General features: G+C 59.6%; 15 protein-coding genes and 5 pseudogenes. 9 read left to right on the top strand and 11 right to left on the bottom strand.

Translation table 11 applies throughout. The features are described from left to right. Positions 1–680 precede the first annotated feature (680 nt). Entirely contained in the window at positions 681–803 is a 123-nt protein-coding gene (locus HAP47_RS41425) for a hypothetical protein (protein ID WP_256459633.1), read from the bottom strand. Positions 804–1,116: 313 nt separating this feature from the next. Beyond that, the gene (locus HAP47_RS36405; protein WP_173643868.1) at positions 1,117–1,374 is read right to left on the bottom strand and encodes a hypothetical protein; all 258 of its coding nucleotides are present in this window, start codon (positions 1,372–1,374) and stop codon (positions 1,117–1,119) included. A gap of 1,647 nt (positions 1,375–3,021) precedes the next feature. Between HAP47_RS36405 and HAP47_RS36410 the strand changes: the two genes are divergently transcribed. Both HAP47_RS36410 and HAP47_RS36415 read left to right on the top strand, forming a co-directional pair. After that, the gene (locus HAP47_RS36410) at positions 3,022–3,462 is read left to right on the top strand and encodes a hypothetical protein (RefSeq protein WP_173643867.1); all 441 of its coding nucleotides are present in this window, start codon (positions 3,022–3,024) and stop codon (positions 3,460–3,462) included. A 200-nt stretch (positions 3,463–3,662) separates the two neighbouring features. Further along, positions 3,663–4,774 (top strand): IS3 family transposase gene (locus HAP47_RS36415; protein ID WP_173643866.1). Its coding sequence is split into 2 segments (ribosomal slippage): positions 3,663–3,918 and positions 3,918–4,774, totalling 1,113 coding nucleotides; the frame shifts between segments, so codons are not numbered across the junction. Positions 4,775–4,854: 80 nt separating this feature from the next. Here HAP47_RS36415 and HAP47_RS36420 read toward each other — a convergent pair. After that, positions 4,855–5,115 (bottom strand): annotated as a pseudogene (locus HAP47_RS36420) (IS3 family transposase); the annotation flags it as partial. A 265-nt stretch (positions 5,116–5,380) separates the two neighbouring features. Here HAP47_RS36420 and HAP47_RS36425 point away from each other — a divergent pair. The 4 genes and pseudogenes from HAP47_RS36425 to HAP47_RS36445 form a co-directional block, all read left to right on the top strand. Then, positions 5,381–6,663 (top strand): annotated as a pseudogene (locus HAP47_RS36425) (IS256 family transposase). 406 nt (positions 6,664–7,069) lie between these two features. After that, the gene (locus HAP47_RS36430; protein ID WP_231168621.1) at positions 7,070–8,656 is read left to right on the top strand and encodes a hypothetical protein; all 1,587 of its coding nucleotides are present in this window, start codon (positions 7,070–7,072) and stop codon (positions 8,654–8,656) included. A 726-nt stretch (positions 8,657–9,382) separates the two neighbouring features. Further along, positions 9,383–10,629: pseudogene (istA, locus tag HAP47_RS36435) on the top strand (IS21 family transposase). Next, positions 10,629–10,979 (top strand): annotated as a pseudogene (locus tag HAP47_RS36445) (ATP-binding protein); the annotation flags it as partial. The pseudogenes istA (HAP47_RS36435) and HAP47_RS36445, both read left to right, overlap by 1 nt. A 34-nt stretch (positions 10,980–11,013) precedes the next feature. On the opposite strand, the gene HAP47_RS36450 reads toward HAP47_RS36445, so the two are convergent. From HAP47_RS36450 to tnpA, 6 genes and pseudogenes are all read right to left on the bottom strand, one after another. After that, entirely contained in the window at positions 11,014–11,286 is a 273-nt protein-coding gene (locus tag HAP47_RS36450; RefSeq protein ID WP_173643865.1) for a helix-turn-helix domain-containing protein, read from the bottom strand. Continuing rightward, positions 11,283–12,146 (bottom strand): IS21-like element helper ATPase IstB, encoded by an 864-nt coding sequence (istB, locus tag HAP47_RS36455; RefSeq protein WP_173638875.1) that lies wholly within the window; start codon positions 12,144–12,146, stop codon positions 11,283–11,285. The genes HAP47_RS36450 and istB overlap by 4 nt, the downstream gene beginning before the upstream one ends. Next, on the bottom strand, positions 12,146–13,645 hold the full coding sequence (istA, locus tag HAP47_RS36460) for an IS21 family transposase (protein WP_173638876.1): 1,500 nt from the start codon (positions 13,643–13,645) through the stop codon (positions 12,146–12,148). The genes istB and istA (HAP47_RS36460) overlap by 1 nt, the downstream gene beginning before the upstream one ends. A 134-nt stretch (positions 13,646–13,779) precedes the next feature. Then, positions 13,780–13,986, bottom strand: a pseudogene (locus HAP47_RS36465) (IS66 family transposase); the annotation flags it as partial. Between the two features lie 52 nt (positions 13,987–14,038). After that, positions 14,039–14,392, bottom strand: coding sequence for an IS66 family insertion sequence element accessory protein TnpB (tnpB, locus tag HAP47_RS36470; protein ID WP_166073804.1), 354 nt, complete (start codon positions 14,390–14,392; stop codon positions 14,039–14,041). Further along, entirely contained in the window at positions 14,385–14,843 is a 459-nt protein-coding gene (tnpA, locus tag HAP47_RS36475; RefSeq protein ID WP_166073826.1) for an IS66-like element accessory protein TnpA, read from the bottom strand. The genes tnpB and tnpA overlap by 8 nt, the downstream gene beginning before the upstream one ends. A 143-nt stretch (positions 14,844–14,986) precedes the next feature. On the opposite strand from tnpA, the gene HAP47_RS36480 reads away from it, so the two are divergent. Then, a complete protein-coding gene (locus HAP47_RS36480) occupies positions 14,987–15,427 on the top strand; it encodes a hypothetical protein (protein ID WP_173643864.1) in 441 nt (146 codons plus the stop codon). A 108-nt stretch (positions 15,428–15,535) separates the two neighbouring features. On the opposite strand, the gene HAP47_RS36485 is transcribed toward HAP47_RS36480, so the two are convergent. Further along, a complete protein-coding gene (locus HAP47_RS36485; RefSeq protein ID WP_173643863.1) occupies positions 15,536–16,144 on the bottom strand; it encodes a hypothetical protein in 609 nt (202 codons plus the stop codon). A 177-nt stretch (positions 16,145–16,321) separates the two neighbouring features. Further along, entirely contained in the window at positions 16,322–17,944 is a 1,623-nt protein-coding gene (locus tag HAP47_RS36490) for a hypothetical protein (RefSeq protein WP_173643862.1), read from the bottom strand. Between the two features lie 341 nt (positions 17,945–18,285). Between HAP47_RS36490 and HAP47_RS36495 the strand changes: the two genes are divergently transcribed. Together HAP47_RS36495 and HAP47_RS36500 are read left to right on the top strand one after the other, a co-directional pair. Then, a complete protein-coding gene (locus tag HAP47_RS36495; RefSeq protein ID WP_166104314.1) occupies positions 18,286–18,801 on the top strand; it encodes a hypothetical protein in 516 nt (171 codons plus the stop codon). 204 nt (positions 18,802–19,005) lie between these two features. Continuing rightward, positions 19,006–19,401, top strand: a complete 396-nt coding sequence (locus HAP47_RS36500; RefSeq protein ID WP_173643861.1) for a hypothetical protein — start codon at positions 19,006–19,008, stop codon at positions 19,399–19,401. The last annotated feature ends 49 nt before the right edge of the window (positions 19,402–19,450 follow it).

Consider the following 19,450-nt stretch of genomic DNA (forward strand, 5'->3'; position numbering starts at 1 on the left):
CCGCCAAATCTTGGTAGGTTGTCGCCCGGGTTCTCACATGAGAGAAGTTATAGTGTGGCCCGACACGCTGCCGCGCCACACGACGAGAAGCCCGATCACGCTAGGAACAGACATGAAGAGCGCAACTGCAGACACGTCTAAGCGGCCATCGCGGCCCGATACAACTGACCTCCTCTTACCGGTGCTGCCACCTCCCACTATTGTGGGGCCGAAGGGCCCCTCCCTAACGACAGCGCTAACGAAGGCTACCTTTAAGATCATTCTTCACTCCGTTACCGCCTCTCACACGAGAGGCGGTAACGTTTAAGTCGAGGAACAAATGCTCAAGGCCACTCTGAAAATAGCCGACTTGGAAAACTATGGCGTTCATTCGGTCGTAATAGCCCTTGCGTCTACGGATCAGTTTCGTCAGCACTACCAGAAATGCATGTACTGGCCCGCTCGATTTTATCGTGATCGAGGCCGCTCGCCGGGGTCCTCGGTTGCGTGTACGAGCAGGCCATATAGGTAGCCTCCCAATTTACTTCCATGTGGAGGAGCGCACTCGTACGGTTACGCTCTCCTGGGATTTCGTGGATCTTTTGGATAACTCGGGAACGATTGATGCAGAAATCATAGCCCATCATCCATCTATGAGAACGTTCTATTCTGCGCGGCAGGCCTGCGTTGGCGCTAATCAGTTAATCTGCTGCGGCTGCATGGAACATCTCGGCCGTCCCGGCAGCGGCCATGGTGCCGAACGGGGCGTTTGCGTAGGTGATGATACGAACCGCCGCGCGATTTTCGATGGAAACAAGGGCCATCGGCGTCCTCTCTCCTGCCGCGCACCGGCTGCTCGGGGCCGTGGTCTCCATCGGAGGCGCCCTCACATTCTGGATGAACTTTCCAACTTTATAACGGATGCAAAGTGACCGCGGATGAGGGAGCCAAATCGGCATCCGGCGGTCGCTCGAACAAGCTCGCTTGAAAAAGGCTGGCCGATCTCCGCGTTGAGGTGGCCCGGGACTACGTGCCGAAAGACACGCTGGGTGCACCTGAGAAGCGCGTTATCGACGCGATCAATGCCGCCGGCAGTGCATTCACAGCCTGGCGAAACACGGCAGCACTAAGATTCTGTCACTGATGAAAATCGGCTACATTCGATTCTTGTTCTTCAGTGGGCGCAGGGGCTAGCGAGCCATCGGCCTGAACGATCATCTTGGGCGAGAGGGGCGCGCCAAGCGGCGGAACTGCCGATCGCCGGATCTGCGGCGGATATCGCCGGGAAAACACCGCAATGAGGCGCTGGCGGCGGCCAGCTTTTTCCACCACCTTCTCGATGGTCTTCTCTTTGGAGCGTAGCGCGGCGCGGTGCGTCGGCGTTGGCGATTCCACTCCTGTACGTCCGTTAACAGCAACATTACCTCACCTGCTGAAGTGCTCGCGCACGGAAAATTTGGCTCTTCAGCCCAACGAGCGATTGTTCGAGGCGTGGTCTTGAAGTGCGCGGCCAGTTGGACCGCTGTCATTAAGATGCCGATAGGGCCGATCGATGTCGGTCCAACATCCGCAGTGATGCTCCCCGTGCTGTCTTTCATTGCTCGCGAGCCGCCCCTAGCCAAGCGACCACGAGCGGGCGGCAGCTTGCCATTCATGAGCGATACTCTTCGTGCACGCCGCGAGAATATGATCTTGATCAGCCTAAAGAGCTAAGTGCTCGTCACCGCGAACTCATCAGGGCCTCCGCGCTGGCGGATGACCTCTCGGAGTGCAGATGGCTTCTCAGGGGCGGAAGAGCGAATAGCGGCCTCGAAGGCCGGTATGAATTTGAGCCGGTCCATTACAGCACGCTCCACAAAGCCATCGTGAGTGTCAGTCGGGGAAACGAGCTTTTGGTTTTGAGGCCGGCTAGGGGGCGGCCCAGTCGCCGTGAGCTGCGCAATCGTCGCGAGAACTACGCTCGTTTCGGTCGTTCCCCCGGACCAATCTCCGAGCGCCGCGATGGCTCCTTCCAAAGCCTCTTCACGGCTCATGTGAACTATCTCCCCAGCGAGCCTGTTGCAGAAGACCGGTAAAACCCAGGAAAAGAGGCGCGGGCGTCTGGAGGAGCCGCCCGCGCGAAGTTTGCTACGCCAAGCTTGGCTGCTGGGGTTGCGTGAAATAAACAGCCAAGCCAAAAGGCTCTCAGCAACTCGCGTGCCAGACGGTCACGAACTTCAAGTGTAGAGATAAGCGGAGCCAGTCTTTTCGCCCGTCGTAGCCTGACCTCGACAGAGCATGGCGGCTAGCGCCACGATGGAACCGCGCGGGCGGTAGCTGAGAGACCGCCCGCACGAGTTGCGTTACGCATGATGCTTGGTCCTCAAGAGATTCAGTAAGCGACCAAGCTATACATAGCTCAGCAGTCCGCGTGCTAGATAAACGTAAGGGAACAAGGGACACGCTTTCACACGCAGATCGCAGGCTGCTCGCGCTGCTGTCCGAGAAGGCATGTTGTCCGCGCCATGCTGCGCAAACCACCTCAACGACCGATACAGCTGCGTCTGCGATGAGAATAGTGTAACTTCGAGAAGCTAGCTTGATGCTCATAGTCCATGCTCCTCATGCGCCGCAACGGAAATGATCGTAAGCAGCCTAAAGAGCGTAAGCGGGTGTTTACGTAAGAGTTCTGTGCTCGCCTTCGCGAACGCGTCACGGCCTCCCGCAGTGCGGCGAGCTTGTCGGGATCGGCAGAGCGAACAGCTGCGTCGAACGCAGGCATGCATGATCTCCACACCGTGCCTCCGATGGCATGAAAAGATGCACGGAGGAGAGCCCCCCCGCGCAGACTTGGCCATCTCATAGAGGTCGCGCGAATTATGAGGAGCCAAGCCCAATTGGCTCTCAGCAACTCGCGGGCCATTCAAGATGCAAGAGAGGCGAAATAGTGCGCACCACCATGAAAAGCGTGCGGGCGGTGCTGACGACCGCCCGCACGAGTTACGGTGTGAGGACTTGGCCCTCAATCAATAAGCGACCAAGCCATACTTGGCTCAGCAATCAATGGGCCAGACGGCCACATTGCGCAGAGAGGCAAACGGCGCGCTTTCATACCTTGTGCAGACTAACTACTCGCGCGAGCGGTGCTTTCCGGACGACAATGTCACGAACCGGACGCAACTGAGCGACATCAGACGTGCCGCGTTAATGACGACGAGCGTGCGAAATAGTCGGACTGATCTCGTCATCGTGCACGATGAGAAGCTCGCCGGGCTTCACGCCAAGTCTTCGCAACTGCTCCTCTTCGATTGGGCAGTTGAGCATTGCGGCCTTTGCGCCGCATTCCGCGATGGTCATCCTCACCACTTCCGCCGGATCGGCGACGGCCCCCACGCAAGTTATGTGCCCGAATTCTTCGTCATCGTCGCCATCTTCCTTGCCGCTGTTACTATCCAACCATCCATCTTGTTGAGCTCCGTGGGCCCTGAGCTGCCGAACCTCTGAAGATCCCGAGGCATCGGACACCGCGGCTGAACACGAGGACGGCCACCTCATTGCATAAATATTACGACCGCGGCGATGGCGAGCGAGGTTAGTCCTATCAAAATGACGTATGCGATATACGGAAGGTCGCCACTGACCTGCTCCCCTGAAACGCCCCCGGTTTTGAGTTAGGGTTCTGTTCTCCACCGAGGAGACAGACGATGCGTAAAGGCAGGTTCACGGAAGAGCAGATCATCAAGGTCTTGAAGGAACACGCTGCCGGAATGTCGGCGAGCGATCTGTGCCGCAAGCACGGCATCAGCGATGCGACCTTCTACAAGTGGCGGTCGCGCTATGGCGGGATGGAGATCTCCGACGGCCGCAAGCTGAAGGCCCTGGAAGAGGAGAACCGCAAGCTCAAGAAGCTGCTGGCGGAGTCGATGCTAGACGCATCGACACTGAAGGAGATGCTCGGAAAAAACTTCTGACGCCCAGCTTGCGGAGACGCGCTGTGACCTGGGCGATCGATGAGAAGGGCTACTCGCAGCGGCGGGCCTGCGGGCTGGTTGGCCTGCAACCGAAGACCTATCGCTATGCCCCGACGAGACCGGACGATGGTCCGTTGCGAGCCCGGCTGAAGGAATTGGCGTCGCAACGTCGCCGCTTCGGCTACCGTCGCCTGGGGCTGCTATTGGCTCGGCAAGGGGTCCGGATCAATCGGAAGAAGCTGTACCGGCTCTACAAGGAGGAGCGGCTGAGCGTGCGCAAGCGTGGTGGCCGCAAACGGGCACTGGGCACCCGGGCGCCGATGACGATCCCGCAGGATCAGAACCTGCGCTGGTCGCTCGACTTCGTGATGGACACGCTGGTCAGTGGCCGGCGCTTCCGTGTCCTGACCCTGGTCGACGACTTCACCCGGGAATGCCCGGGTCTGGTCGTCGACACCTCGCTCACCGCCCTGCGTGTGGTGCGTGAGCTTGGCCACATCATTGAAAGCCGGGGCTGCCCACGCATGATCGTGAGCGACAACGGCACCGAGTTCACTTCAAATGCGATCCTGGCCTGGCAGGAAGAACTCGGGATCGAGTGGCACTACATTGCGCCCGGCAAGCCGATGCAGAACGGCTTTGTCGAAAGCTTCAACGGCCGCCTGCGCGACGAGTGCCTGAACGAGTACCTGTTTGCCAATCTCAACGAGGCTCGCCGGATCATCGAAGAGTGGAGGATCGACTACAACACCAACCGACCGCACACGAGCCTCAACGGGCTCACACCGACCGAGTTTGCAACCCGCCCCAACAGGGGCCAAACCCAGAACAGACTCTCCTTATAAACGAGGGCAAATCGGGGAGCAGGTCACGCTCGGCGGGCGCGCTGCGGCTCGCGTTTAGGATTGATGCGCAATACTCTCCGCTACCTCTCGCCAGTCTGCGCACTCTGCGTCTGATCTTCCCCCGAGAAAGTGGACTGGTTTAAGCGGCTTTTAGCTCCATTTCGATCGGGGCGATATCCCACGGCGGAATGGAGCCTTGTTCGGTTGTAGAAGCCTTCGATGAAGGCGAAGATATCGCGCTGGGCCTCGGCGCGGGTCTTGTAGTTGCAATGATGAACGAGCTCAGTCTTCAAGGTATGGAAGAAGCTCTCCATCGGAGCATTGTCGTAGCAATCGGCCTTCGGCGTGCTCCCGGTCATAAGGCGTCAAGGTCTGATCGCTCGGGGCGATATCCCGTGGCGGTCTTTGCATGGGATGCAACTTCGGTTCGTCACAACCTAGAGCGTGATGACTTTAGTTTTGGCCATATCCGGCGTCGGCGAAGCAATTGGCACATTCGGCGGGTGAGGAGCTATCGCTGAAAGTTGGCGACGGCGGGAATCGGGAAGGCGGCATATCGTGGGGGTGCTTGACGCCTCCACTTCTCCACCGAAGGAGCGATATGCCGTGTCCAAAGATAACATCATCAAGTTGATTCAGCCAGGAAACGTCGACGATCAACTCACCGAAATCTTGCGCAATGGGGCGCGTGCTCTGTTGGCCCAGGCGGTCGAGGCCGAGGTCGCGGACTTTCTCGGCAAGCATGCCGATTTGAGGACTGCGGACGGCCACCAGCGCTCGTGCGCCACGGTCACCTGCCGGAACGCGAGGTGATGACCGGTATCGGTCCGGTCGGCGTCCGCCAGCCGCGTGTACGCGATCGCGAGGCGGAGGCTACCGATCCCGACCGCATCCGGTTCTCTCCGTCGATCCTGCCGCCCTACATGCGCCGCTCGAAATCGATCGAGACGCTGCTGCCGATCCTTTACCTGAAGGGTATCTCCACCGGCGACTTCTCCGAGGCTCTGGCGGCGCTGCTCGGCAAGGATGCTGCCGGGTTGTCGGCATCCGCCATCGGCCGTCTGAAGGACGGTTGGCTTGACGAACACACCGCGTGGCAGAGGCGCGATCTGTCGGCGAAGCGCTACGTCTACATCTGGGCCGATGGCATCCATCTCCAAGCACGCCTCGAAGACGAAAAGCAGTGCATCCTGGTGCTGATCGGCGCGACGCCGGAAGGCCGCAAGGAACTGGTCGGCTTCACCGATGGCGCCCGCGAGAGCGCGCAGGACTGGCGCGATCTGCTGCTCGACCTGAAGCGGCGCGGGCTCGGCGTGCCGCCGCGGCTCACCATCGCCGACGGCGCGCTCGGGTTCTGGAAGGCCGCCGGCGAGGTCTGGCCGAAAACGCACGAGCAGCGCTGCTGGGTACACAAGACCGCCAACGTGATCGCCAAGTTGCCGAAGAGCCAGCAGCCTAAAGCCAAACGTGCGTTGCAGGAGAGCTGGATGGCCGAAACCAAGGCCGCCGCCGAGCTGGCGTTCGACGCCTTCATCGAGAGCTATACGCCCAAATACGAGAAGGCGGCCGACTGCCTGAGCAAGGATCGGGACACGCTACTGGCGTTCTACGACTTCCCGGCCGAACACTGGAAACACCTGCGGACCACCAATCCCATTGAAAGCACCTTCGCTACCGTGCGCCACCGCACGATCCGATCGAAGGGCTGCCTGTCCAACAGAACGGCGCTCGCGATGGTCTTCAAACTGCTTGAGGCCGCGCAGAAAAGCCGGCGTCGTCTCGATGGCCACAACCAGTTGCCAAAACTCGTTCTCGGTGTGACATTCAACGACGGGATCGAGCTCATCGCCAAACCGACTGACCGTCAGCCCATAACCGCCGCCGCCTGACCGGCCGCGCCGTCACCAAAATTTGGCGATAGCTCTTCTGTCCAGCACCGTCATCCAACTGCCGACATTGGTAGGTTGTCGCCCGCCTTCTCACATGAGAGACCTTCCATTGTGGCTCGACACGGTGCCGCGCCACTCTCTCTCTGGCTTTTACTGAAGCCTAGATTTGAGACGACGAGAAGCCGGACCACCCGGAGATTGACATGAAGAGCACAACTGCAGACGCGCCTAAGCGGCCATCGCGGCCCGATACAACTGACCTCCCCTTACCGGTACTGCCACCTCCCACTATTCAGGGAGAGAAGGGCCCCTTCCCTAACGACAGCAGTAACTTCGGCTACCTTTAAGATCATTCTTAACTCCGTTGCCGCCTCTCCCACGAGAGGCGGCAACGTTTAAGGAACAAATGCTCAAGGCCACTCTGAAAATAGCCGACTTGGAAAACTACGATCCTGTTGCCAAAGGCAGTTCGATACAGGTTGGTGAAAGCTACATCCGGCCGTTCCAACATAAGAGTCTTGAGAGTTCGTTAGTGAAGAACACTGAGCAATGGTTCTTCGTCATACGTGAGCGTCAAGTAGCGGCGGACGGGGCTGGCGTTCATTCGGTCGTAATAGCCCATGCGTCTATGGATCAGTTTCGTCAGCACTACCAGAAATGTATGCACTGGCCGCTCGATTTTATCGTGATCGAGGCGGCTCGACGGGGCCCTCGGTTGCGTGTACGAGCAGGCTATATAGCCAGCCTCCCAATTTACTTCCACGTGGAGGAGCGCACTCGTACGGTTACGCTCTCCTGGGATTTCATAGATCTCTTGGATAAATCGGGAACGATCGATACAGAAATCGTAGCCCATCATCTATCTATGAGAACGTTCTACTCTGCGCGACAGGCCCTCGTTGGCGTTAATCTGCTGACTGCTGGCGCCACCTTGTACGTCGACAGATCGCAAACGTCGTTTGAGTACGGCGCGACAACTTCATCAGCCCCTGAGCTCTCTGGACGAGAGGGGAGCAATTATGTCCTTGAGTTTTCTGATACTCTTCAGGCGGTTGTTCGTTCGCGGCCGACGGCCTTCTGCGCAAACGCTGTGGAGCTGAGCGGAGGAATGGACTCCGCTTCCGTCGCAGTTGCTGTTAGCGAGAGTGTAGCATCGCTAGCATGTGGCGGGATACTATTGGGCGACGGGAGTAGCCCCAAGCAGATTGACCGCCGAGCTAACATTTTGAGCGCACTGGATTGTCGCGATCACAAAGTTGACATGCACGCCCACATGCCGGCGATTGATCTAGATCTTGACCTGAAAGGACGCCTGCCACTCATTTCAGAGTATTACCTTGAGGCGTTCGGGTCACTCTGGGATCGGTTCCGAGGTGATGGCTGCGAAATAATCTGGACCGGCATAGGAGGAGACGAGCTTTGCGCTCGCTTCAGCAGCGACGAGGAGGAACCCAGATCTCCGTCTTCACCCGACCTGGATATCGCACTTGGGCTTGCAGAAGACCTATTGACGAAACGCGGGCTTGACGCCGCTCGTTCATCCTTCCTTTTTAGCGCCCCCATCAGCGCCACTCTATCCACAACTCTGCTCGCAAGTCTTTGTCATGCTCGCCCACTCGCGACGCGAGGACTTTGGCCCGTCCGCCCATTCGGCGATCCGAGATTGATCAATTTTGGAGCGAAGCTTCCGTTTGCACTTCGCTCGGGCAAGGAGCTCCTCCGTTCTTACTTGCGTGAGCGCTTGGGCTCTGACGTATTTCCACGCGGTTACGCAAAGGAGACTTTCGCGCTTGTACTGCCAAAGGCGATTGCGGCTCGTGCGGACATAATTTCATCACAGCTTGCTTCTTGCGCCTTGGCCGACTTCGGCTTGGTTTCGCAAGAGGCTGTCATGGCACTCTTGAACAGGGTGATAACAACACACGAATTTTCCGCAACGAGCACCTTGGCACGTTTTTTATGGGCAGAACGTTTCGTTCGGCAACTCTGTTGATTGCGCCATTATCAGCGAGGGGACATTCCCGGGCAAGGCACGGGTCATTGCAGCTACCGCTTCAGACCATTTTTCAAGGATAGCTATGTTGATCTCGGGGTCCAGACCGGCGGCGTCTTGCGCAAAATCTACGAGGTGAAGTCGAGTTGCGAGCGGCAGGCGCTCTACACGGCGATCGGGCAAGTCGTGGTTCACGACGATACCCGGAATGGCGATTGCAAGCGCCTAGGCCGCCTCTAATCGGCTCGCCAGATCGCTCGCGCCGATATCAGAGACATGAACGGAGGCAGCCTTCGCCGCCGCGCGTGAAGCCGGAATTCGACCACCCAACCTTGCCACGGCAGATCGGCTAAAGCGTCGCACGTAATGGCTGTGGACGCGACTCGTCTGGCAGACGCAACAGGGACACAGCAAGACCGCTGACTTCAGCGAGCCACGAGCGCCACCCTGTCGGTCCGGGGAAGGATCTGGACAATCGAAAGCTCGGGGGAAACCAGTGAGCGGAAGGCTTGGAGCAAGGCGAATCACGGGCGCCGACTGCGATTCCGACCTTATGCCCTTATTCGCACTGTCCGTGAATCCTGCACCCTGCTGTCGCGCGCCATGGAAAACTGCCCCCTCAGCGTCACGAGGAATTGCCCCCTCCTCGGATAGCTGAGGAGAGAGTGAATCAAGCGGGAACGAATCACTGAAGGCTCGCCGTGGAATGATCCCCGGGGGCAGGTGATGAAGACGCCGGATGACGTGGCGGAAATGATGCGCCTGAGAGCGTGCGGGTGGGGCGTGAAGCGGATTGCGCGGCAGCTTGGCTGCAGCCATCACACGGTGAAGGACTACGTGGCGGCGGGCGGGTTGAAGCCGTTCAAGTCGCCTGAGCGGCCGAAGCGTCTCGACGGCCTTGAGGGCTGGCTGCGCGAGAGGCTCATTCGGCATCGCGGCAATGCCGACGTGTTGCGCGAGGACCTGTTGGCCGAGAGAGGCGTGGCCGTCAGCCGGCGGACACTGCAACGCGCCGTGCAGCCCTATCGCCAGGCGCTGAAGGCGGAGGCGCTGGCGACGACGCGGTTTGAGACGCCGCCGGGCCGGCAGCTGCAGATCGACTTCGGGGAGCGTCTGGTCGAGATCGGAGGGGCGAAAGTCAAGGCATTCGTGTTCGTGGCAACGCTTGGACACTCGCGACGGCTCCATGCGCGTGCGTTCCGGGCCGAGAGGCAGGAGCATTGGTTCGCCGGGCTCGAGAGCACGTTCACGACCTTCAGCGGTGTGCCGGAGGAAGTGCTGATGGACAATCCACGCGCGCTTGTCGTGCGCCACGACGCGGTGAGCCGGTCGGTTCAGTTCAACGACAAGCTGATAGCCTTCGCAAAACATTGGGGCTTCCGTCCTCGCGCCTGCGCGCCATATCGGGCGCGCACGAAGGGCAAGACGGAGAACGGCGTCGGCTATGTGAAGAAGAACGCGATCGCCGGTCATTCCTTAGTTGGGAAGCATTCGAGGCGCATCTCGACAGGTGGGAGCGTGAGGTTGCGAACGTTCGTATCCACGGCACGACGGGCGAGGCGCCGATCATCCGCTTCGCGCGTGACGAAATACATCGGTTGAAGCCGCTCGGCGGGCAGCCGTCGTTCGGATCCTTGCGTGAACTGACCCGCGTCGTCGGCAATGATTGCGCCGTCGAGATTGATACGAACAGCTACTCGGTGCCGTGGCGCCTTATTGGCGAGCGCGTAGCGGTAACGATCGCAGCCGGCGAGGTGCGGATCCGCCATGGCGTGCACCAGGTCGCGGTTCACGAGAAATCGAAGGGGCGCCGGCTGCGGATCGTCGATCCGGTTCATCTCGACGGTGTTGCCGGGCGCAATGGCGCGGTCCGCCGGCCGGAGACTGCAGCGGCGGTGCCGGGATCGTCTCCACCGCATTCGTTGTTGCGTCCGCTTACCGAATATGAAGCCGTGATCGGGGGAAGCTTCTGATGACGCGCGCAAAGAAGGCAACCGAAGCACCGACCGATCCGCTCGATGCCATGCTGGCGCGATTGCAGCTCTCCGGCATCCGCGATCAGCTCGACAGCCTGCTCGACGAGGCGGCGCGCGCGAACCTGTCGGCGCGTGAGACGCTAATCTTGCTGTGCGAACGTGAGATCGCGCGCAAGGATCATCGCCGCATCGATATGGCGCTGAAGCTTGCACACTTCCCGGCCGTGAAGGAGCTCGCAAGCTTCGACTTCGAGGCGCAGCCCTCGATTGATCCCAAGCAGATCCGCGACCTGGCCGCATCACGTTGGATCGCTAACGGAGAGAACGTGCTGTTGCTCGGGCCGCCCGAGTCCGATTCATACTGCTCACCTCGCTATGCCGTTATAGTTCAAGCTCTCTTTGGCGCAGATCGTCGGACGGCGGCCGCCGGAAGCGTCGCGCCTGCGCGGCCTTCTTGACCTCGGGTTGCTCCAGATCATGCGCTTTGATCACCCAAGGTGCGCCTTTGCACAGCTGGTGCGCAGGTAAGCTCTGCTCCGCGATCAGACGGTGAACCGTCGATGGGCTGACCTGCAAGGCTGCGGCGGCTTCATCCAGAGTGATTTCTCCTCTCTCCTTGCGTTCGCCCTCTCGGTAGGGCGCGATAGCTGTCAATCGGCTTGCAAATTTGACCCCTCATCGGCGTCCAATTTTGACCCCTTTGCGCGACGAGCTTTGCTGGTAGCGCTCGTCTCGTCGGAGCTGGCCGGGATAGCGGAGGCGAGACGAGCGCGAGTGGCGTGATCGTCGTCTCTGCTCTTGAATCGCCAGCTATCGTTGCCGGTCTCGACAATGTCGCAGTGATGGGTCAATCGGTCGAGCAGCGCCGTGGTCATTTTGGCGTCGCCGAACACGCTTGGCCATTCGCCGAAGGCGAGATTGGTGGTCACGATGACGGAGGCGCGCTCATAGAGCCGGCTGACGAGGTGGAAGAGAAGCTGGCCACCGGACTGGGCGAAGGGCAAATAGCCGAGTTCATCCAGCACGATGAAGTCCATCCGGGTCAGATGCTCGGCGAGCCGTCCTTGCCGTCCGTTGCGGGTCTCGGTCTCGAGGCGATTGACGAGGTCGACTACGTTGAAGAAGCGGCCGCGGGCACCGGATCGGATGCAGCTTCTGGCGATGGCAATGGCCAGGTGGGTTTTGCCTGTGCCGGTACCGCCAACCAGCACGACGTTGCGTTGTTGGGCGATGAAGCCGCCGCCTGCGAGATCATTGACGAGAGTCTGATTGATCGGCGTGCCGTCGAACTGGAAGTCGGCGATGTCCTTGGCAAGCGGCAGCTTGGCAATGGTGAGCTGGTATTTGATCGACCTGGCTTGCTTCTCGTTGATCTCGGCGTTGAGCAGGTCGCCGACAATGCGCTGAGGTTCGTGCTGGCGCTTGACGGCAGTTGCCATGATCTCGTCGAAGGCAGCCTTCATGCCGTAGAGCTTGAGTTCACCCATGAGGTCGAAGATTAGGGCTCGTTCCATCAGATGGTCCTCCGGAGGTTGTCGTAGCGGGCACAATCGGCGATCGGTGCATGACGGAGCGTCAGTGCGGCCGGCGTCATGATGTTGGCCGGTGGGGCGGGTTCACGTTGACGGGCCAAGATATTGAGCACGACATCGGCGGAATGGACGCTGTGACTGAGCGCTTCGGCACAGGCCACTTCCACCGCGGGCAGACCGTCAGTCAGCACCGCGTTGAGGATGTCGACCATCTGCCGATTGCCATCGTCGGTGCTGGCAAGCTTGCGCCGGATCCGCTCGATCGCGGCCGGCAGCACCCAGTCTTTGAAGGGAGCACCGTTGCGCAAGGCGCCGGGTTTGCGGGCGAGCACCGGCACATAATGCCAGGGGTCGTAGACGGTATCGCCGCGGCCAAAGGATCGCGGGTGCTCGGCAACGATGCGTCCATCCTGACGGATCACGATGCGATCGGCATAGGCTTGAACCTCGACCGGTCGTCCGACTGCGCTGGCTGCGACCGAGTACTTGTTGTTGTCGAAGCGCACCAGGCAGGTCTTCGAGACCGATGCCGTCACCGCATGGAAGCCGTCGAAGCGGCCGGCATAGGGAACGAGTTTGGGGCGTTCGGCTTCGAACACTGCCCAGATTGTCTGATCGACCAGCTCCGGATGGCGATGAGCCTTGGCGTAGGCGATGCATTTGTCGAGCAGCCAGGCGTTTAACTCGTCGAGGTTTTTGAACCGCAGCCGCGGCGTGAAGAAGCGTTCCCGGACCAGCCCGACCTGGTTCTCGACCTGCCCCTTCTCCCAGCCCGACGCTGGCGTACAGGCGACCGGATCGACGAGATAGTGGCTGCACATCTGCAGGAAGCGGCGATTGTAGAGACGCCCTTTACCGACGAAGATCGTCTCTACGGCGGTCTTCATGTTGTCGTAGATGCCGCGGGTGCAGGTACCTTTGAACAGGGCGAACGCCCGGTCGTGGGCGTCGAACACCATCTCCTGCGTCTCCCGCGGATAGGCCCGCACGAACAGCATGCGGCTGTGACAGAGCCGGACATGGGCAGCCTTCACCATCACCGTGGTGCCGCTCAGCAAGACCACCTCGTGGCTCCAGTCGAACTGATAGGCTTCGCCTGGGGCAAAGCTCAGCGGGACATAAGCGGCCGCGGTCGATTGCCCGCGTTCTTTGCTCCACCGCCTGGCGTAACGCCGCACCGAATCGTAACCGCCGTCATAGCCGCGGCCGCGCAGCTCTTCGAAGATCCGGATCAACGTCAGTTGTTCACGAGCCGATTTAGCCGCGTTCGCCGCCAGCAATCCGTCAAGCTCTACTGCCCATCGTCCCAGCTTTGGCCGCGGCTGCACCTGCCGTTCGTACTCGAAGGAGGTCTCTCCCGACCTCAGCACCTTCCGAACCGTGTTCCGCGACACCTTCAGGTCACGGGCGATCTCCTTGATCGTCTTGCCCTTGATGAAGTGCTCGCGGCGGATCCGGGCAATCGTCTCCACGATCAGCATCCCCCACCACCTGCTTCGTTCCAAAGCAGGCAGCGCAACAGACCAATCTGTAGGGGGTCAATTTTGGACGCCGATCCCCCGGCTTAGGGGGTCAATATTGCAGGCCGAATGACAATATTGTTCGTTTCACTGCCGGCGTCCTCCTCATCGGAGGCCTGCTCGGCTTCATTGAAGAGACGATCAACATGCTTTTCGCTGCGCGGCGCAAAACGATGCAGGCGTGCCAGCGCCAGTTCTTCCTCGAGCTTGGCGACGCGGTCGGCGAGTTGATGGTTCTCCGCCTGCAGCGCAGCAATGCGTGCCAACAGCACTTCAACACTCGGATCGCCGGTTCGATTCATCGAATTCTTGAATCTGAACCGTACCGACGCGTCAACCGCTCAACTCGAGAGCTCAGCCGGCAACCTGATATTGCCGCACCGGATGGCGGACCATCGCATCGATATCGATGCCGTCAAGGATCCAGTGCAATTGCTCCGTCGTCAGCGTGACGATCGCCTCCTGGCGGCGCGGCCATCGGAACCTGTCTTCGGTCAGCCGCTTCAGGACCAGTACAAAGCCGGACCGATCGAAGAACAGAAGCTTCATCCGGTCGCAACGGCGATTGCAGAACGCAAAAACCGCCGGAGTGAATGGATCGAGCGCCATCGTCTCCTGGACCAGGACCGCAAGGCTGTTGATGCCAGCCCGGAAGTCGATCGGCTCACGGTGCAGATAGACCTGCAGGTCATCGCCCAGTCTAAACATCGCCCAGCGCTCCGATGATCGCCGTCAATGCATCCACATCGCCGCATTCCAGCGCGAGCTTCACGCCATTCGGCAGCGACACGCTCACTTTGGCCGGAGAACAAAAAGCTGGAGTCCCTTTGGGTTCCGAACCACGCACTTCATCGTAAGCCGGCAAATCAACCGTCGCCACGCTGTCTTTTCGCGACAGGTCCCGCTCGGACTTCCCCTCAAGCTGAACCGGGATGAACGCCGGGCGTGAGGACGGCGGCAGCGACCTGGTCGCGCTGTGCTTCTTGATCCACTTCCGAAGGAGGTTCGCGTTGACCCCATGTTCGAGTGCAAGCCTCGATACCGAAACCCCAGGCTCAAGGCAGGCCGCGACAAGACGCTCTTTCGATGCCGCCTCGTAGCGCCGGCGACCGTTCCGGCCGACAAGCCTGACCCGCAGTTTCTGATCATCGTCGCTCATCACAAGGTGTCCACCTATTTTGGTGGACACCTCATGCATCAGGACTCTCAAAAGCAAAAGGTGCGGAGAAATTCGCGCTTACGTTAGAGTCGCCGGAGTGGAAGCAGTTCAAAAACGTGCGAAAGGAGATGGAACAGCGGCAGATGTCCGTTTCGGTGATCCAAGCCATCAACCGCATTTGCTGCCGTCATGTGATCGACGCTGAAGGTCACTGCCCTCCGGCCGACATTTTCATCGTTTTGCCACCCGACGCGCTTGGTGAAGCGGTGCTTGATAACATCAAAGCGGACATGCCGGGCATCGACGTGAAGCCGTGGGACTTCGCTCTTGATCCAGCAAAGGAGAAGAAGCCGCGCGCGGGCAGTTCTCACTCACGACTGATCGAATACATGTCGAGGCTTGGCCCCGGCACGGTGTCCTTATCCACCATCCAGCATGACCTGCAGCTCCACAGCGTGAAGAAGCTGCGGGAGACATTGAATGACGGCACGCATCCGACAACACAGGTACTTACGGGCTTGGGCGTGAAGTACATCCCCGGCGTCGGACGCGGGTCAAAAAGCTACCTCGCGAAAGCCGCGTAACAAGACAAAGGCCGCACCAATGGTTTCCGTCGGGATTCCTCTGGCGCGGCCTGTTTTTTCCCTTAGCCCTGCATTTACAGGGCGACAATTTACCGGATGGTTACGCGTTCACGCAGATGCATGACTAGTCCTCCGTTGCTCAAGTTCGTCGGGGGTGTCGTAAAACCAGTTGTAGAGTGACGCAGCGGCGAAAGTTGCAACCGCACCACCGTCCATTCCGATGCCGCTGAGGTCATACAAAAGAGCGCCTTCAGGAGCATTGAGCGCAAGAGTTGCCATTCCCCATGAAAATCCGCCCACGCCTCCTAGCACGGCGAGCATTGGCGCTCGATGCCACGCAAACCTCGCGAAAACGACGCCCCAAAAAACACCCGCTAAGAGACAAGTGGCGATGTCGACATACTTGAAGAAAGGGAGCGTCCATTCATTCCGGACGTAAACCGTTATGATGAACGAAACCGCAAACGTCGCCCACCGGAGCGAGCCCTTCAATCCTGCGAGGAGCAACGCACTCACAGCTAATGTCAAAGTATCAAGCTGAGAAGCGGCAAAAAATTGAGCCGATGCGCTATCCCGACCGGACATTTGGTCGGCGAACTGAATGCCCGCCGTCCCGAATAGCCATAGCATCCACATTGGTTGTCTCGGCAAGAGGCCGACAATCGTGGACGCAAAACAAACGAAAGATACGACCTTGCTTGCGAGCGGCCAATCCATGAAATTATACCTCGGACGTACCGAACCTTGCACGTCTGCCAGTACCTGGACGAAGTATGGCGAAAAAGAGCCGGCTCACGAGGACGTTACGTTGCTGCGACAAAGTGTCCGAAAGTCTTCATTCGGCTTCATCGAATTAGTCAACGTTAGCATTCGCAGACGCTTCAATAATGGGCGTTACTGCCCGTATCTGGGAAACTTCTTGAGAGCCTCGGCCATGTCTTCGACCGTAGGGGCTCCATATTTTCGGCCTTCCGTCGCGTGCTCATGGCCTGTTATTTCGTCGTGCACTTTCTCCGGGATACCGACGCGGTCGGCGGTCTGTTTGAACGTGTGTCGCCACGCGTGATTTGGCTTCACTTCTGGATCGGTCACGCCCAGTTCGCGAACCCAGGTGCTCAGATGAGCACGCGTGGTAGCAGCTCTCGAACGACGGGGATTGACTGGATCAGTCTCCTCCGGCTCCTTGTCGCGCGGATTGTAGAAGAGCGGTCCCTTACCCATCTGGCGCACGAATTTGAGGAAACCTTGCTCATCGAGGTGTTCATGGATCGGCACAATGCGGGGCTTCCGTGTCTTGATCGTGCCAGCGTCGGGCGTGAGCGTCATGGCGTAGAAGTTGCCTCGTTTCTGAACGTCCATCCCCCGTAGCTGCGTCACCTCACCCGGACGCGCACCAGAGTATGCGCACAGCCACGGTACCCATCGACGAGCGCGCTCCGTCGCTGTCTTCGGGTCTCTGTAAGTCAGCGCTGCCTGCAAGATCAGTCGGGCCTCGTCTGGCCGGAAAGCCTTCGTTTCGCGCGTGCGTATTTTCCGGGGCACGTCTACGCGAATTTCGGCGAAGGGGTTCCGGCTAATTTGCTTATGTTGCGTCGCCCAGCCAAACACGCGACGCGAAGCGGATAGCCAGACCTCGCGCACGGTGTAGGCAGTGCGTTCTTCCGTAACGAGCCCAGTGATCCACGCGCGTGCCGCATCCTCAGTGATTCCGTTGGCCGCGCTGTGTACAAAATCCTCCTGCATCCGAAGGAAGACGGCACGCCATCGCGAGACGGTCGTATCCGCAGGCTGGGTCGCCTTTACGAAGGCCTCGAAAAGCTGCCAGCAGCTCAACCCGGTGACGCGCTGTGTGGCCCCTTGAACAAAGGGAGGGAACGTTTCGGGCGTTGCGTCAGGTGAGTAATCGCCCCGCGCACGGCGCTGCAAAAGCGAAATGGCGGGGTAGAGGTTGTCGCTGACGGCATCCACAAAGAGCGCATGCGCCGCGGGCGTCAGTGCCATGCCCTCATTGGCCAAGAAGGACGCCGTGCGTGCCATTTCAGCGATTTGGGGACGGACGGCCTCTCTGACCTCAGGCTCCTTGGCCCACTCCCAGCTCGGATCAGCCTTCGGGTTCTTCTCGTACGCCTCAGGGGCCTCGGGACGAAGCACATTCCAGATGAAGTGCTCGCCCATCTCCGACCAGCGCTTGAGCGGTCCCGGGTCTTCCTCATGCTGGCCAACGAACCATGTGTACCATCGGCCTGCCAATGCGACGGCGTTGAGCTTGGTGAGTGGTTGGCCTTCACCTTTCTTGTGGGCGCGCAGCGTGGCTATCCGCGTCTCAACGTCTGCGGTCCACTCTGCAAGCTGCTTCTTTGCTTCGTGCTTCGGAATGTCGCCGGGCAGTCTTAACTGCGCTTCCCAGCGCACGCCGTACAGCCGCTCGTACTCATCGCGCACATCTGCCGGGACGCCTTTACGGGCAAACCACTCGCCATTCTTCGCTCGAACAAACCCGACCATACGCAATGCCATTTGTAGCGCCTTTTGTATTTTAGGCGGCGCAAATACGTTAGGTCTATCAGTAAGATGCCGAGAGTGCGGGCAATTCAACTGTTGTGGTACAGTTGGGTGGGCTCGAACCACCGACCTGTTCCACAGGAGCCGAGCTTATGGCCGCCATCGAACAGGGGCCCTACACGCGACCTGACCCTGTGGATGCTGGGACTACCGGGGGTAGATACGCGCAGCATATTGAGCTTCACGCCTTGCGACCGTACTAATTGTAGGCATGCGAATCGGGAGTTCCTGGAACCCGGCAGGCTCAGCACAAAGAACAAAAGGAATCTTTTGGGTTCGTTCTCATAGGGGCGTTCGTGACCAAAGACGGTCGTAAGTCGCGTGGTACGAAAGGTTCTGAAGTCAAAGTGTTACCCTGGCGGACCTTCAAGGACCGTCGGTCAGGTATCTGGATCGAGGAGACGGTGGCGCAGATCACGGAGACTGGCCAACCGGAGCTGATCGAGTCCCTGTATCGAAACAGCATCCCGAAGGATGCCAAGTTCAGGAAGCTCTGGCAGCTCATCACGGTCAATGGGACCAGGCGGCCGGACGGCGACCTCTGCCCCTGCCCGATGTGTGCACCAAACCGCTTTCTGACCGGCACTCTCGTCTGGTTTCCCGACCTCCAGTGCTGCGCCTTCATCGGCAACTGCTGCGCCGACGCCGACGTCTTGGCCGAGGCCGACAAGGGTATGGAAGTTCGAGGAGAAGAGGAAGTTCGAGGAGGACTACCTTCTCGCGAACCTGCCGCTGGTGGCTCCGAAGTTGGCCATCTTGGAGAAGCTGAAGCCGGTCGCCCTGGAGGCGACGCGGGCCTATCGGAAGTTTAGGACCAGCCTCCCCCAAGTCCATGAGCTGCTTCGCAGGATGAAGCATCCGCACGGCGGTCAGCGCACCCTGACCGAAATCATCCGCAACGAGTCGACCGAGGACGAGTCGGACTACTACGGACCCGCCGGCTCAAAGGGCGAGGCAAGGACGCGATCGAGACCCGGGACCATACCTTCGGTTCATTTACCGGCCACACCGCTGTCGTGAAGGACTATAACGCCATCAGGGATCTGGAGACGATCCACCGCAAGCTGGCGTCGGTTGCGCCAGATGGCTACGGCGACGAGGCTCTGTACTTCATCGCCGACATGTCAGTACAAGAGCGCAATGTCGCGGTCATCATTCTCCAGGACGTCGAGGAACTCCTCGCCGTATTCAGACACAAACTGAAGGATCTTGCCTCCTGCTACACCCGCGCAAACGCCGAGAACCTGAACCAGTTTTTCACGCACGAACTGAACAGCATCTACTACAAGGTGGAGCTGACCAGCGTCCGCAGTCGCCCGACCATGTGGTTCAAGAAGGGCGGCGGCTTCTCCGACCTCATCCTGGAGTCATGGGCCAAAAAGCTCGACTTCGAGTGGCCCAAGGCAGACTGACGACCACAAAGCAAAAGGCCCCGGGTGACCGGGGCCTAAAACTGGTGGG

It is taken from the genome of Bradyrhizobium sp. 41S5, from assembly GCF_011516665.3.
Classification (GTDB): Bacteria; Pseudomonadota; Alphaproteobacteria; order Rhizobiales; family Xanthobacteraceae; genus Bradyrhizobium; species Bradyrhizobium quebecense.